We start from the raw sequence: 15,517 nt of genomic DNA on the forward strand, positions 1-15,517 counted from the left end.
ACGGGTACGCCAGACGTCGCGTTCCGGTAGGTCTCTTAACCCGTGCAAGCAGGTCGTCGACCCCACTTTCGAGGGTTTCCACGACCGACCGGATGACAGGACGAGTGAGAATTCCACACCACCTGGACGAAACCCCATCAGGCGTTCTGACGCATCGACCGGACTTCCTCCCGCAGCGCCCTGACTTCCTGCAGCAGCAGGTCGTCGTGGGACGCGGAACGGGGTGCGGGCAGCTGCTGCACGTCCGGCTCCATCGCGCTGCAGACCACGGCGATGAACAGGTTGAGCATGGTGAACGTGCCGACCATCAGGTAGCAGAGGAAGAAGATCCACGCGAGCGGCTGGTGCTCCATCAGGTCGCGCATGACGTCCGACCAGCCGTCGCCCGTGGTGATCTGGAACAGCGTCAGCAGCGTCGGCCCCAGGCCGGCGAACCGCGGGTCGCCGGAGTCGCCGAACAGGTTGCTCGCGATCACGCCACCGATGTACAGCAGCAGCATCAGCAGGCCGGTGAGCGAGATCAGGCCGGGTACGGACCTCACCAGCGCGGTCACGACCCTGCGCATGCTGGGCACCATCGCCACGAGCCGCAGCGCCCGCAGGATCCGCAGGGACCGCAGCACGCTGAGCGGCCCCGCGGCCGGCAGCAGCGCCACCGTCACGATGACGAAGTCGAACACGTTCCAGGGGTCGCGGAAGAACCGCCAGCCGAACGCGTAAAGCCGGGCGGAGATCTCGGCCACGAAGACGGCGAGCGCCAGGTGGTCGATGGCGCCGAGGAGGTCACCGTGCTCCGCGACGATCGAAGGTGAGGTCTCGGCTCCCAGGGTGGCCGCGTTCACCACGATCACGCCAATGATCATCCACTGGAACCGTGTGCTCTCGACGACCTCGCCGATGCGTGCGCGCAACGTCATGCCTGACTACTCCTTGCCGGGGGGACAAGGGCACTATCGGCCCGCAGGACCCCCAGCTGATCACCCGGTGGTGTTGATCAGCTCCAGCCTGCTGGCGGTGCGGGCGAGGTCACGCACCTCGCCACCGATGATCTCGCCGAGCAGGTGGTCACTCACGAGTGTCAGCCTGAGGTCCTCGTCCACCAACACGTCCACGACGTTCGCGAACCGCTGCCGGGCCTCTCCGTCGCGGGTCCGCAGCCGCGGCACGTCGACGATGACCCAGTCGTCGAAGCGTTCCGCGAGCACCAGGTAGTCCTGCGTCGAGGTCGGCTTCTCGCACAGGTCGCCGAAGTCGAACCAGATCTTCGTGCCGTCGGTCCCGAGCGCGGTGATGGCACGGCCGTTGACGTCGAGGGTGACCGGTGTGGCCGGCAGCGGGGCCGCCGTGACGATCTCGCCGGTCTCGAACCGCGACCGCGGGGCGCCGCGCCGGTGCCGGTAGTCGTGGGGGCCGTCGAGCTCCACGACGTCCATGAGCTCCTTGACCAGCGCGATGCCGGGCAGGAAGTGGTCGTGGTGCAGCGGGTTCGGCAGCAGGCCGTCCGGCGGGTAGTTGGAGGTGGCGATGATCATCACCTTGCGGTCTTGGAGCGCCTCCAACAGCCGTGTCATCAACATGGCGTCGCCGACGTCGTGCACGTGCAGCTCGTCGAACGCCAGCACCTTCGCCCGCCCGACCAGCTCCCGCACCGCCTTGGCGACGGCGCCGCGCTCGTGCAGCCGTGCGGAGATCCTCCGGTGCAACTCCCGGAAGAACGCGTGGAAGTGCACCCGCTTCTTCGGCTCCGGGAGCACGTCGAACAGCGCGTCCGCCAGGAAGCTCTTGCCGCGGCCGACCGGCCCGTGCAGGTAGACACCTCTGCGCCGCTCGCCGAGTTCCTCCAGGCGCGCGACGGCTTCCAGCTGTGCGGCGTCGAGCCGGTACCCCCGGCTCGACACGTGTTCACGAAGATCCACTGTTCCCCCAGGCCAGCTTACGATCGGGCCCGTGAGCAATGTCGAGGCCGAGCCCGCAGAAGTGACGTGCACCTCCACTGCGGCGGTGTGGAGGCGTTGACTCCGCGCGACGTCCCCCACGGTCCGGACGACGTCACCATGGACGTGGCCCCGCACCCGCACACGGTCCTGCGGACCGTCAGAAGTCTTGTCCGAAACGGCGGGAATCTGAGGTTGATGAGGGGAGCTTTCATAAACCTGAGGTTTATGAAAGCTCCCCTCATCAACCTGGTGCGAGGTGCTTGGGATGGTGGGACAGAACTTCTGGCCAGGTGCTTGGTCCGTACAACGCGTAGGACAGCTCGAAGGTGGCCCAGCCGTAAGGGCGCCAGTTCTCGACGTCGACCTCCGTGAGCCGGGTGGCGACCGCCGACAGCGGTTCGTTCGGCCGCGTGGTCACGGTCGCGTAGGCGCCTCACCGCAGCAGATCGAACCTTGGTTCTCGTAGAGCACGTTGTCCTCGGTCGACGTGGCCGCGGCCTGGCGGCCACACGAAGAGGATCGGCCGGCAACGCGACCCGACGCTCCCAGTACTTCACTGCGATTCTCTTCGATCGGGCCGGTTCCAGCAGCCGAGCACGCAGACCTGGTCGCGGGACGACGCCCGGTTCGCGGTCACGGCGGAAGGTCCAGTGCGTCTCGACATCGCCGAGGCCGATTCGCTCGGCCTCGGCGCGGACCTCGATCACCGCGACGGCACGCTGGTGCACGAGACCCAGGACCGCAGCTGCGGGGCAACGAGTGGGACGACTGGTGGGAAGACCCGCCAGAGTCCTGGAGATGCGCGTGGCAGGACACCCGCCAAGGTCGCCCTGTCCGTCTCCTTCGGACATTCGATGTGACTGCCCGAACCCTGCTTCTGCGATGCGCAGGCGGCCCCCCGTGCGGGACCGCCTCCTGCACGACCGTGGTCACGACCGCTATGACCGCCGTAGCTCCCGCGCGCTCCGCTCCGGCCAGCCTACTGGGCAGAACGGTCCGGTTGGTCGCGTGCGCCGTGCTGGCTCAGACCGGGGGCCGGGTTGTCCACCCACAGCCGCACGGGGCCGCGGAAGCACGCGTTCTCGTGATATCGCACGGCTTCGTCGTCCGCCAGCCGGAGATGTGGCAGGCGTGCCGTCAGCTCCTCCAGCATGACCCGCATCTCCAGCCGAGCCAGCGGAGCACCGAAGCAAGCGTGGATTCCCCTGCCGAAAGTGAGGTGCTGCTGGGAGTTGGACCGGTGGACGTCGAACTGGTCCGGGTCGGGAAACCGCACCGGGTCGTGATTCGCGGAACCGATGAGGAGGAGGAGCTTGGCGCCCGCCGGGACGTCGACCCCGCCGATGTTGACCTGCCTGGTGGTGATCTTGCGCCAGGTGTGCAGGCTCGGGTCGAAGCGCAGACCCTCCTCGACCGCGTTCGGGATCAGCAAGGGGTCGGCGCAGATCGCCTCCCACTGTTCTCGGTGCGTGAGCAGCCGCTGCACCGTGCTCGATGACGCGTTGGTCGTGGTCTCGTGGCCGGCGAAGCTCACCGCGTGGATGACGTTGACGATCTCCTCGACCGACAAAGCGGTGGGATCCGCGAGGTGCGAGCGGAGCAGATCACTGGTGAAGTCGTCCTGCAGATCTTCCTTGCGCGCAGCAACGAAGTCCGTGCAGTACCGCCAGTATTCGACCATTCTTCCCGCGATCCTGACCTGCTCGTCCGCCGTGGACCGTCCCCAGGTGAAGGCCATGCGGTTGAGGGCGAGGGCCTTGAGCGCTTCCGAATCCGACTCGGGGAAGCCGATCAAGCTGAACACGATCTTGGCGGGCAGCGGTGCCGTCAACTCGTGCACCAGGTCGAACCGTGATCTCGAGACGGCACCGTCGAGCAGTTCGGTGGTGTAGCCGCGGATGATCGGTTCGAGTCCTGCAACCCTCCGGGCGGAGAACGCCTTGACGTTGAACGCACGGACCCTGGTGTGCTTGGGCGGGTCACAGTTCGAGACGGTCGGGGTGGCGTGGAACCCGGCGTCGAGGATCTCCTTCGCTTCCTTCGCGAGCGGGTAGAAGGGAACCTGGGTGATCGCACCAGAGAAGCTCTCATGATCTGTGAGGATCCGTTTGACGTCCTCGTGCCTGGTCACCGGCCACATGTCGAGTTGCGGCTCGTAGAAGACCGGGCCTTCCTCGCGCAGGGTGGCGAGGGCCGGGTACGGGTCTGCGATGTACTCGGGAGCCAGCGGATCGAATCGCCCTTGCACAGGGCAACGGCCCCTGCTGCTGTCCAGCATCTCATCTCCACGAAATTCGACGAAGTGAACCGGAAGCCCAGAGGAACAACCTGCTTCTTCGGCGGCTTCCGACACGAACTCTGATCAGAAATCAGCTTCTCCGCTGAAGTGCCGGACAGCCTGATGGTTCGCCCAACCGCAATTGTCGGTCACGCAGCCACATGGCGGCTGATGGCCGGCCGGACCAGGGTGTTGACGGGGCCCGTCCTCACAGTCGCTCACCGAGCATTTCGGCCTCCCGAATCGACGTGAGCATGGTCCCCGGCGCATACGCGTCCCCGATGAGGTGGACGGGTACTCCCCTCGCCGACAACGGACGCGACAGCTCGTCGACCGGCTGGCGGGGAGTCGACCAGGTGAACAGGGCCACATCATCGATCTCGGTGAGCTGGCCGGTGAAGACGTTCGCACAGCGCAGCACATGGTCCTTGTACAGCAACGGTTCGGTCGACAACTCGATGCGCACGCCCGCCTCGTGCAGTCGCCGGTAGACGCCCAGGCGGCTCACGTACGGCACCGCGTCGCCCAGGGACGTCCTGGGCGTCATGAGCACCACGTCGCGGTAACGCCGCGCCAAGAGGTCGGCCACCGCGTAAGTCCCGGCCGAGTGGTCGAAATCGAACAGCACCGCTGTGCCGCCGTCAGCTCCGATGTCATCGCGGACCAGGTAGTCCCGCACGCTGACGCCCTCCTCGCTGTGGGCGCCAAGGGTGGGCGGTCGCATCATGTGCGCTCCGGTGGCGAGGACGACGACGTCGGGACCAGTCGCGAGTACCATCTCCTCCGTCACGTGCGCACCTTGCTCGACGCGCACGCCGTTGCGCTCCACCGACCACCGCTGGTGCTTCAGAGCGGCGGCGATGTCAGCCCGTCCCGGCAACAGCGACTCCACCCTCGCCTTACCGCCGAGGTGTGGTCCGGCCAGCAAGGTCACCTGGTGCCCCTGTTCGGACGCCGCCGCGGCGGCCTGGAGGCCTGCCACACCGGCGCCGACCACGGTGACCGCGCGTTTCCTCGTCGACTTGCGGACCAGGCGGGCGGCTTCACCATCGGTTCCGAGGTCCGGGTTGACCACACAAGCGATCGTGCGGCCACTGGTGACCTCTGCCCAGCAGACGTTGCAGTAGATGCACGGCCGCACCTCTCGCTCGCGGCCCGCCCGCACCTTGGCCGGGAACCCGGGATCGGCCACCAGCAGGCGTCCCAGGCCGACCAGGTCGCCGATCCCGCCCCGGACCACGGCCTCGGCTTCGGCGGCAGAGGTGACGCGGCCGAACGCCAGGACCGGGAGGCTCACCGCTGCCCTGAGATCCCGCTGGATCCCGAGATACGGACCAGGCGGGTAGTGCATGTCGGGCACGTGGTCGCCGAAGCTGAGCGAAGAGTTGCCCTGGCCGAACGCGAGGTAGTCCGGCGGTGTCTCCTGGCTCACCCGATTCGCGATGCGGGCCGACTCCTCCGCGGTGATGCCTCCCTCGACCAACTCGTCACCCGGCATCTTCAAGCCCAGCAGGAAGTCCGTCCCGCACACGGACCGGATGCCGGCCAGGACCTCGCGCAGGAACCTGGTCCGCCCGTCCAGGTCGCCGCCGTACTCGTCCTGTCTGGTGTTCGACCACGGCGACAGGAACTGCGTGATCAGGTGACCGTGCGCCGCGTGCACCTCGACGCCGGAGAATCCCGCACGCTGCAGGACAGCGGCAGAAGCCACGAACGCCTCGACGAGCATCCGGACCTCCGGCGTGGACATCACGTGCGGAACCGTCCAGCTGTAGGGGTCCGGCAGGGGCGACACCCCGATCGAACTGTCCGCCACAGGACCTCGCACCTGCTGCCTGCCCGAGTGCAGGAGCTGACCGACCATCCGGCAGTCGTGCTCCTCGACCGCGGCTGCGATGCGCCCGAACCCCGTGAGGTTGGCGGGTTCGTACGCCGCGAGACCCGTCTGCGGGGGCACTGAGCTCGGGTGGACGAACAGCCCCTCGGAGACCACCATCGCCGAACCACCGGCCGCGCGCTCGGCGTAGAAGGTGACCGTGCGATCAGTCACCAGCCCCTGACGCGCGTAGTTGTTCATGATCGCCGGGAACACGATCCGGTTCTTCAACCGTGCGTTGCCCACCTTCAGCGGAGAGAACAGGTGTGGATATCGGTCCTGTCCCCCGGTGGTCACGCCCGGATGCCTTCGCCCGCCGCGGAGACGATTTCGCGCAGCTCGCGGCCGATCTTGCCGATGTCCGGCTCGGCCCCGTCGAACAGCGCGCCGCCGTCGGCGTCCACGAAGATGGTGTTGATCTGGTCGCGGTGGATCGACCGCAGAGGTGCGGCGTAAGGCGACATCGCGTGGATCGCGGTCTCCTGCCGGCTGGCCTCGCCGACGGCGAGGATCGTGATGCTGCCGTCAAAACCGCTCGGGGGGTCGTAGGTGAGCATCGCCGAGAGGTTCGCCTTGTAAATGGCCATCCGGTTGCGAAAGACATCGAGGTCCATCCCGGACAGCAGGTCGTGCTCGTCGACGTAACGCACGACGAACTCGACCTGTGCGTCTTCGTCGAGGTCGTTCAACTCGTCCCACGGCAGGTCGATCCGCACCGCCAGCAGGCGTTCGATGATGTAGACGTAGTCCATGATCGCCCGCTGCTGCAACGAGGCGTCGTCGACCGGCAACTCCTTCCAGGGGCGGTTGAAGTTCGGCATCAGGTGCAGGACGAGGCCAGTCCGCTCTCCCTGCTCGTGGAGCTGGCGGGCCGTCTCGTACGCCGGCAGTCCGCCCATGCAGTTCCCCGCGACGTAGTAAGGGCCCTCCGGCTGGACGCGGCGCATCTGGCGGATGCCGTGCGCGGCCAACTCCGCGACCGTGCGGTAAGGCGCCTGCTCACCTTCCATGCCGGGAGTCTGCAACGCGTACACGCCCCAGGCCTCGGGGATGTGCGGCAGGTAGTTGTTCATGTAACTCACGCTGCCGTCCGTGGCCGGGTAGATGAACAGGATCGGGCCACCCTCCCGCAGCACCTTGACGTTCGACCCCTCCAGGTTGAGCAGCCGGTCGTTCCCGATGTTCTTGTTCTCCAGCAGCCGCAACAGCGCCAGCCGCTTGGTGTCGGACAGCTGGTGGAGCCGGTCGGTCGTGTTCATCACTGTCTCCTGGTTCGCTGGTTCGTCAGTTGAGGCCGTCGAGCAGGCGGGCGACTTCCTCGTCGGACATCGACTCGAGCTGGTCAAGTGCCGCGCTGATGGCGAGGTCGTCCTGCACGCCGCGAGTCAGGTCGTCGTCGATCCGCGCGGCGAGTGCCGTCACCGTGGGGTTCACGAAGAGGTTCTGCAGCTCCACCCGCACGCCGAAGCGCTCCTCGACCTGGAACAGCGCCCTGGTGGCCAGCAAGGAGTGCCCGCCCAGGTCGAAGAAGCTGTCGTGCCTGCCGACGCCGGTCCGGCCGAGGAGGTCGCCGTAGATCTTCGCGACGAACGTCTCGGTCTCGCCGACCGGCGGTTCGTACGGGGTGTCGGCCGGAGCCGACTCGGGGACGAGCAAGGAAAGCGCCTTGCGGTCGATCTTGCCGTTAGGAGTCATCGGGAGGATCGTGTGCATGACGAAGCGCTGCGGCACCATGTAAGCGGGAAGGACGGGAGCGAGCAGGTCACGTAGCTGACCCGCGGACACGGTGTCGCCGTCATGCGCGGCCACGTGGGCTACGAGCACGCCGTCCGCTGCAAGGATGACTGCGGCGTCGACGACTGCGGGGTGCCGGCGCAGCGCGTGTTCGACCTCGGCGGCCTCGACGCGGTGACCACGCACCTTGAGTTGCTGGTCGGTCCTGCCCAAGAAGGTCAGGGTGCCGTCTGCCAGCTCGCGGACCAGGTCACCGGTGCGGTAGACGCGCTCAGGCGCATCGGCCACCTCTGCCAGGTCCGCGAATCGCCGCTCGGTCTCCTCCGGCCGGTTCAGGTAGCCGTTCGCGACGCCCTCACCCGCGATGCACAGCTCGCCCGGCACTCCGGGTGGCACGAGCAGGCCGCGTCCGTTGACGACGTAGAACCGGGTGTTCTCGATCGGCTCGCCGATGCGGACCGGATCAGTCGCGTCGACCTTCCAGCGGGCGGACCAGATCGTCGTCTCGGTTGGCCCGTAGAGGTTCCACACCTCCTTGCACCCGCCCAGAAGCTGGTCGGCAAGGTCGCGGCTCATGGCTTCCCCGCCGCACAGCGCGGTGAGCCGGGAGAGCCCCTCCCAGCCGGAGTCGAACAGCATCCGCCACGTGGAAGGGGTCGCCTGCATGATCGTGGCACCACTGGTGTCCAGCAGATCGGCCAGGCGAGCCGGATCCGTCGCCTCCTCCAGGGTGGCGACGACGACCGTCGCACCGGTGACCAGCGGGAGCAGGAGCTCCAGCAGCGAGATGTCGAACGACAGGCTGGTCACCGCGAGGAACACGTCGTCCTGCCGGATCCCCGGCTTCACCGCCATCGCGTGCAGCAGGTTCAGCAGGTTGTCGTGCCTCACCTCGACACCCTTGGGCCGGCCCGTCGACCCGGACGTGTGCAGCACGTAGGCGGGACTGCTGGAGGCGGGCGGCTCAAGTGGCCTGTCCGGCGTCGCGCCCGGTGACCCGTCGGCCGGCAGCGGTTGGACATGTTCGGGCAGGCAGGCGGCGACGTCCGATCGTGTGATCGCCAGGGACATCCCGGTGTCCTCGACGATCCAGGCCATCCGCTCGTCGGGCAGGTCGGTGGCCAGCGGAACGAAGACCGCGCCCGCGCGCACCGCCGCCAGCACTGCCACCACCATTTCGGGGCCGCGTTCCAAGAAGATCCCGACTCGCCGGTCACGGCCTCCCGCGGCATCGATTCGACACGCCAATGCCGATACCGCGCGGTTGAGCTCCGCGTAGCTGAGCTCACGGCCGTCGCAGATGACGGCGATGCGCTCGGGGCCGGACTCGGCCCATGCCGCCACGAGCCGGTCGACCGTCGTGTCCCGTACGTGGTCCGACGCGGTGCTGTTGCGCATGCGGAGGTTTCGGCGCTCCAGCTCGGACATCAGGGAGACATCGCCGATCGGAAGGTCTGGGGAGCCGATCAGCGACGCGGCAAGATGCTGCCAACGACGAGCCATGGCCTCGATCGTCGATTGCTCGAACAGTGCCGTGTCGTAGTAGAAGCTCCCCAGCAATCCCCGTTCGTCGACACCGGGGTGGAAGTGCAGTTCGAGGTCGAACTGGACGCTGCCGGTGTCGAACGGGCGCAGCTCAGCCGTGGCATCGGGCAGCCTCAGCGGGTGGAACGCGTCCTGGAAGGCGAAGAACGCCTGGAACAGCGGGCTGCGGCTGAGGTCCCGGCTTCCAGCCACCTCGCTCACCAGCTTCTCGTACGAGTAGTTCTGGTGGTCCCAGGCATCAGCGCACACGGCGGCGGTCCTGCGCACCAGCTCGCGGAAACTCAGCTCGGGTGACAGGCCGACACGCAACACCAGGGTGCTGACGAAGCATCCGGCGGTCCGCTCGAATTCCGGGTCCAGCCGGTTGGCGTACGGCGTGCCGATCGAGATGTCCTCGCGCTCGGTGGAGTGCCACAGCAGCACGAGGTAGACGGCGAGCAGCGTGGCGAACCGGGTCGCCGCTTCCTCTTTGCCGAACTCCGTCAGCCGGGCGGTCAGCTCTGGTCGCAGGACGAAGTCGACCCGCGCGCCGACGTGGCCGCGCTGGGGCGGGCGTGGGTGGTCCAGCGGCAGTTCCAGCGGGGTGTTCCCCGACAACGCACCCACCCAGTGGTCCAAGTTCCTGGCGGAAGCGGGGCTGGCGGCATGTGTGCGTTCCCACTCGGCGTAGTCGGTGTAGTCCAAGCCCACGACCGCGGCGGGATCGTTCTCGCCATTGAGGATCTGAGCGATCTCCCGCACGACGAGCCCGGTGGTCCACCCGTCGGCGATCAGGTGGTGCAGGGTCAGCCCCCACACGTGTTCCTGTGCCCCGGTCCGCACGAGCATCGAACGCATCAACGGGCCACGAGCGAGGTCGAACGGCGCGATCAGGGCGGCCCGCAATTCCCGGTCGACCTCCTCGCGAGTGGCGCCGAGGAGATCGGCACTCCTCAGCACGGGTTTCGACTCCGGCTCGATGAACTGGACCGGTACTCCCCCGATCTCCTCGAAGGTCGCCCGCAGACCGGGGTGGCGGTGCCAGACGGTCTCCAGTGCGGTGGCGAGCCCCGACGCGTCGACCGGACCCTCGATCCGGTAGGTGACGGTGAACGTGTACGCCACTCCCGTCGGGTCGAGCCTGTTGAGGAACCAGATGCGATCCTGCACACCGGTCAGTCGACAGGCCGAGCGCCCGCCGAGCAGGTCCAGGAGCTCGGACTTGCGCTCTTTCACCGCATCCCGCTCGGCGGGATCGAGGGTTCCCGGAGCCGCCCGCAGTCGCAGCCGGTCTCCGGCCGGCGTCAGCTGCACGCCCCGCCTCAGGAGTTCCACCAGTGAGGTCATCGCGTTCACAGCTCCATCAAGTCCATCGATCCCACGACCGTCGCGGCGCCGGGCGCTGTCTGGCCGGTGCCCATCAACGCCTGTGCCTCAGCCGCGAGCGCGGAGATTCCGTGCGCCCGCAACACTCGGGAGACCGGGAGCGCCACGGTCAGATCACGCAGCACCAGGTTGTGAAGTTCCATCGCCATCAAGGAAGTCATGCCCAGCTTGCTGAGCTGGACGTCCCGCTGGATCTCGTCCTGCCGCAGGCGCAGCACCCACGCCACCCGGTTGGCCAGCCGGTCCTCGAACGCCGCACCGTCGTCGGCGCTACCCGCAGCCTCCTGGTGGACGACTTCTTCCGGCTCGGAGTACGAGCCCTCGTCGACTGCGCTCGCGATCTTCCGTCGAGCGCCAGGGGCACGGTCGAGCCAGTACCGTTCACGCTGCCAGGGATAGGTGGGCAGCGGGACCGTACGGCCACCGGCGGGCTGCACACGATCCCAGTCGATCTCCCACCCCGACGTGTACAGCGCCGCAACGGCCTCCAGCAGGCCCGTCCGCTCACCCCGCTTCTTGTGCGCCCTGGCGATCGTGGTGGCCGTCGCACCGACCGAGTGCAGCGTCGCGTCGATCGCCGGGCCGAGCACGGCGTGCGGGCTGATCTCCAGGAACACCTGGTTTCCTTGCTCGGCGAGCAGAGCGACGGCCGGCCCGAACATCACCGGTTCACGCAGGTTCCGCAACCAGTACGACGTCCCCAGCTCCTCGCCCGCGCGCATCGTGCCGGTGACGCTGGAGCAGAACGGCACCGAGGACGCGGAGGGCCAGACTCCGCGCAGTCCGGCGCGGAGTTCGCCGAGCAGCGGCTCCACCTGGCTGCTGTGCCCGGCCACGTCGACGACCATGCGCCGTGCGAACACCTTCGTGCGCTCGAGCTCGCTCAGCACCTCTTCGACCGCCTCGGGATCGCCTGCCAGCAGCGTCGAGGACGGACTGTTGCTCGCTGCGATCTCGATCCGGCCGTCCCATCGGCTGACGAGCTTCCGCGCCTCCTGGAGGCCGAGCTCGACCAGCGCCATCCCGCCCTGCCCGCGGATCGACGCGAGGAGCGCGCTCCGGCGGCAGATCACCAGTGCGGCGTCATCGAGGGACAGTGCGCCGGCAGCATGTGCCGCCGCGATCTCACCCATGCTCTGACCCACGACCGCGTCCGGTTCGACGCCCCAGGACCTCCACAGGGCTGTCAGCGCGACCTCCATCGCGAACAGGGCGGGCTGTACCTCCTCGATCAGCGCGATGTCCGCTTTTCCGCTCTCCCGCCGCAAGAACTCGAGGACGGAGAACCCGCTGATCCGTCGGATGGCCGCATCGCAGTCCTCGAGTGCGTCCCTGAACACCGGCTCCGTCGCGGCGAGCTCCAGGCCCATCCCCGACCACGCGGCGCCGTGCCCGGGGAAGACGAACACGACGGACGGTTTTTTCCACGTCGGAGCCAACGGCCGTGCTGCGGCTCCTTCGAGTGCATCGGCCAGTTCGGTCCGCGAAGCACCCACGACGGCCAGTCGTCGCGCGTGCGAAGAGCGACGGGCTGCCGTGTAGCCGATGTCCCCGAGGTCCGCGGCGGTCCGCACGACCTCGGCGAGTTCGGCGGCTCCCTCGGTGAGTGCGACCGGAGTGTGCGCGGACAGGGGCAGGACCACTGGCTCCTGCTCTTGTCCATCCAGTGCGTGCTGGTGTTCCCCAGGCTCTCGACCGGCCCGAGAGTGCACACGTGACCAATTCACGTCCTGCCCCTGGCAGTAGAGGCGGCCCAGGGAGTCGAGCAGCACCGGGCGGCTCGGCTCAGCGCGCCGGGCGGACGGCAGCACGTGACCTTCACGACCGGCCTCCGCCAGGCACTGCGTCACGTTGTGCACGAGGAGCGGATGCGGGTTCACGTCGATGAATTCGCGGTGCCCGTCGGCGACGAGCAGCCGCACCACCTCCGCGAAGAGGACCGGCTCGCGCAGGTTGTCACACCAGTAGTCGGCGTCCAGTTCGTTGCCGGCCAGCAGCTGGCCGGCAACCGTGGAGTAGAAGGGAATGACACCGAGATGTGGACGCACGCCGCTCAGCGCCGATCGCAGCTCGGGCAGCAGAGGATCCATCTGTGGTGAGTGCGACGCGTAGTCCACCTGGATCGGCCGCAGGGTGATCCCTGACCGCGCGAGTTCGGACGAGAGGTCCTGCATCGCGTCAGCCGCTCCGGAGATCACCGTTGCTTCGGGACCGCTGCTGACGGCGATCGAGATCTCGTCCGCGTGATTCTCGATCAACCGGCGAGCCTGCTCGGCCGGCAGCTCGATCACGGCCATCGTGCCCGACCCGGAAGCGGCGCTGTGCACGATCGTGCTGCGGACGCAGACGATCCGCACCGCGTCCTCCAGGCTCAGGCACCCCGCCACGTGGGCTGCCGCGATTTCGCCCAGGCTCTGCCCCACGACGGCACCGGGATGCACTCCCCAGGAGCGCCACAGACCGGCGAGGGCGACCTGCACGGCGAAGATCGCCGGCTGCACCAGCCGCAGATCCTCCAGCCAGGCTGGATCGTCTGCGAGCAGCACGTCCAAAACCGACACGTCGAGATAGGAGCGCATCGCGCGGTCGCAGCGCCGCAACGAGGCCAGGAAGGCCGGCTCAGGCAGCAGGTCCCTACCCATGCCGAGCCACTGCGATCCCTGACCGGCGAACATGAACACCGGCCTGCCGCGATCCGCTTCCACCAGGCCGGCAACCGTGCCGGGCAGGGGATGGCCGTCGAGGTGCGCGGTGAGCCGCCTCGCCAGATCGGCGTGGTCCTCCGCGGTGATCGCCAGCCGCCGCCTCTCCGCGACTCCCCGGGCCACGGCATCGGAGCGGAGCGCCGGCATCGTCGCACCGGATCGCCCGCACGCCGCGAGCAGCTCTGTCGCCGCAGCGCGAAGCCCGTCCTCGTCACCGGCCGAGAGTGGCACCAGGTGCGGCCCGCCCGTGCCTGCTTCCTGAAGGACGACGTGGCAGTTGGTACCGCCGAAACCGAAGGCGCTCACCCCGGCGAGCCCGGGACGGTTCCGCCGTGGCCACGGCGTGCGTTCCGAAGCGACCCGCAACCGCAGGCTGCCGAAGTCGATGTGCGGGTTCGGGGTCTCGAAGTGCAGGCTCGCCGGGATGGAACGGTTGCACAGTGACAGGACGGTTTTGATGAAGCCCGCCATCCCCGCAGCCGCTTCGAGGTGACCGATGTTGGTCTTCGCCGAGCCGAGCACCAGTGGACGGTCGGCCGGGCGCCCTGCCCCGAGCACCGTACCCAGCGCTCCCGCCTCGATCGGGTCGCCGAGCATCGTCCCGGTGCCGTGCGCCTCGACGTAGTCGACGTCCGCGGGGTCGATCCCGGCGTTGGCGTAGGCGTCGCGCAGGACATCCACCTGCGCGGCCGGGCTGGGTGCGGTCATGCCGTTGCTGAAGCCGTCGTTGTTGATCGCACTACCCCGGATGACGCAGTAGACGGGATTGCCGTCGGCCAGTGCGCGGGACAACGGTTTGAGCACCACCACGCCACCGCCCTCACCCCGCACGTACCCGTTCGCCCTGCTGTCGAACGCCTTGCACCGCCCATCCGGCGCCATCGCGCCGAACCGCTCCATCGCCACCATGCTGTCCAGCGCGAGGATCAGGTTGACCCCGCCGGCCAGTGCGAGAGACGACTCGCCGAGCAGGAGGCTCTGCCGTGCCTGGTGGATGGCGACCAACGCGGACGAACAAGCGGTGTTCAGGGTGATGGCGGGTCCGCGCAGCCCGAGGAAGTAGGAGACCCTGGCGGGGATGATGCTGAGGTCCTGACCCGTCGCGGTGTGCTGCGTGATCCCAGCGATGTCACCCGCGGCCAACTGGGCGTAGTCGTGCCACATGGCTCCGAAGAAAACGCCGGTCCGGGTGTCGCGGAGGCTGTGGGGCGCGATACCCGCGTCGTCGAGCGCCTCCCACGACAGTTCCATCGCCAGCCGCTGCTGCGGGTCCATCTCGGCCGCCTCACGCGGTGAGATGCCGAAAAACTGCGGATCGAAACCATCGACCTGGTCCAGAAAACCACCACGCCAGCTGTCGGCACGGCCGTCCACCGCAGAGGTCTCGACCTGAGCTGTGTCGGCGTGCCAACGCCGCGGCGGCGCGCTGGTGATGGCGTCCACCCCGTTCGACAGCAGCGACCAGTAGGCGTCGAGGTCACCGGCCCCTGGGAACCGGCAGGACATGCCGACAACGGCGATGGGGTCGTCGGGGCCGGTGCCGTGCGTGGCCGGAGCCGGAGCCGGGCGCGGCTCCTCAGGCAGCACCGCGCCGCTCACCGCCTGGGCAAGTGATCTGATGGTGGGGTTTTCCCACATCATCGTGGGTCGAAGCTGCCTGCCCAGTTCCGCCCCGAGATCCGCCAAAAGGCGGACCATGCGCACCGAATCGAGCAGGTATCGATTGAACCGTTCGTCCACGTCGACAAAGCGAGCAGGAGTGCCTGTGAGCTCCGAAAGACGTTCCTTGAGCCACTCTTCGACCGCAGTGGCGGAAAATTCCAAGTCGAACGACATCGCTTGCTTCCTTAACTCTCGATGAGTCGCAGACACTTCCCCACGTGATCCACACTGGAAGTGGATCATGCTCCGGTCAACGAACCGTCCCGAGGACCGGAACGCGGCAGTGCGATTCAAGACATCGTTCCGACCGGCGGTGAGCGCGATTGGCAGTTCCGCCGAAACCGCGTCCTCGTCCAGACCCGGCACACGGTTATCTGTCAGAAGAGGCGATTCGGACAAGCAGTCGCCTTCAGAC

Annotated in this window: 9 protein-coding genes; 1 reads left to right on the forward strand and 8 read right to left on the reverse strand. The window is 67.9% G+C overall.

Going from position 1 to position 15,517, the window contains the following annotated elements:
* Nucleotides 1-137 precede the first annotated feature (137 nt).
* The 3 genes from AB0M48_RS32300 to AB0M48_RS32310 form a co-directional block, all read right to left on the reverse strand.
* On the reverse strand, nucleotides 138-917 hold the full coding sequence (locus tag AB0M48_RS32300) for an ion transporter (protein ID WP_363849186.1): 780 nt from the start codon (nucleotides 915-917) through the stop codon (nucleotides 138-140).
* A 60-nt stretch (nucleotides 918-977) separates the two neighbouring features.
* Complete coding sequence (gene zapE / locus AB0M48_RS32305) at nucleotides 978-1,898, reverse strand: cell division protein ZapE (protein ID WP_363849188.1); 921 nt, start codon at nucleotides 1,896-1,898, stop codon at nucleotides 978-980.
* A 280-nt stretch (nucleotides 1,899-2,178) separates the two neighbouring features.
* A complete protein-coding gene (locus AB0M48_RS32310; protein ID WP_363849190.1) occupies nucleotides 2,179-2,355 on the reverse strand; it encodes a hypothetical protein in 177 nt (58 codons plus the stop codon).
* Nucleotides 2,356-2,587: 232 nt separating this feature from the next.
* Between AB0M48_RS32310 and AB0M48_RS32315 the strand changes: the two genes are divergently transcribed.
* Complete coding sequence (locus AB0M48_RS32315) at nucleotides 2,588-2,797, forward strand: hypothetical protein (protein WP_363849191.1); 210 nt, start codon at nucleotides 2,588-2,590, stop codon at nucleotides 2,795-2,797.
* Between the two features lie 119 nt (nucleotides 2,798-2,916).
* Here the strand turns inward: AB0M48_RS32315 and AB0M48_RS32320 are convergent, their stop codons facing one another.
* The 5 genes from AB0M48_RS32320 to AB0M48_RS32340 all read right to left on the reverse strand — a co-directional run bounded on the left by AB0M48_RS32320 (nucleotide 2,917) and on the right by AB0M48_RS32340 (nucleotide 15,501).
* On the reverse strand, nucleotides 2,917-4,185 hold the full coding sequence (locus AB0M48_RS32320; protein WP_363849193.1) for a cytochrome P450: 1,269 nt from the start codon (nucleotides 4,183-4,185) through the stop codon (nucleotides 2,917-2,919).
* A gap of 238 nt (nucleotides 4,186-4,423) precedes the next feature.
* On the reverse strand, nucleotides 4,424-6,388 hold the full coding sequence (locus AB0M48_RS32325; RefSeq protein WP_363849195.1) for an FAD-dependent oxidoreductase: 1,965 nt from the start codon (nucleotides 6,386-6,388) through the stop codon (nucleotides 4,424-4,426).
* Nucleotides 6,385-7,350 (reverse strand): thioesterase domain-containing protein, encoded by a 966-nt coding sequence (locus AB0M48_RS32330; protein WP_363849197.1) that lies wholly within the window; start codon nucleotides 7,348-7,350, stop codon nucleotides 6,385-6,387. The genes AB0M48_RS32325 and AB0M48_RS32330 overlap by 4 nt, the downstream gene beginning before the upstream one ends.
* 25 nt (nucleotides 7,351-7,375) lie before the next feature.
* Nucleotides 7,376-10,696 carry an amino acid adenylation domain-containing protein gene (locus tag AB0M48_RS32335; RefSeq protein WP_363849199.1) on the reverse strand — a complete coding sequence of 1,107 codons (3,321 nt, stop codon included), beginning with the start codon at nucleotides 10,694-10,696 and terminating at the stop codon, nucleotides 7,376-7,378.
* Nucleotides 10,697-10,701: 5 nt separating this feature from the next.
* The gene (locus AB0M48_RS32340) at nucleotides 10,702-15,501 is read right to left on the reverse strand and encodes an acyltransferase domain-containing protein (protein ID WP_363849200.1); all 4,800 of its coding nucleotides are present in this window, start codon (nucleotides 15,499-15,501) and stop codon (nucleotides 10,702-10,704) included.
* Nucleotides 15,502-15,517: the final 16 nt, after the last annotated feature.

This window comes from Lentzea sp. NPDC051208 (assembly GCF_040682435.1).
GTDB classification, from domain to species: domain Bacteria; phylum Actinomycetota; class Actinomycetes; order Mycobacteriales; family Pseudonocardiaceae; genus Lentzea; species Lentzea kristufekii.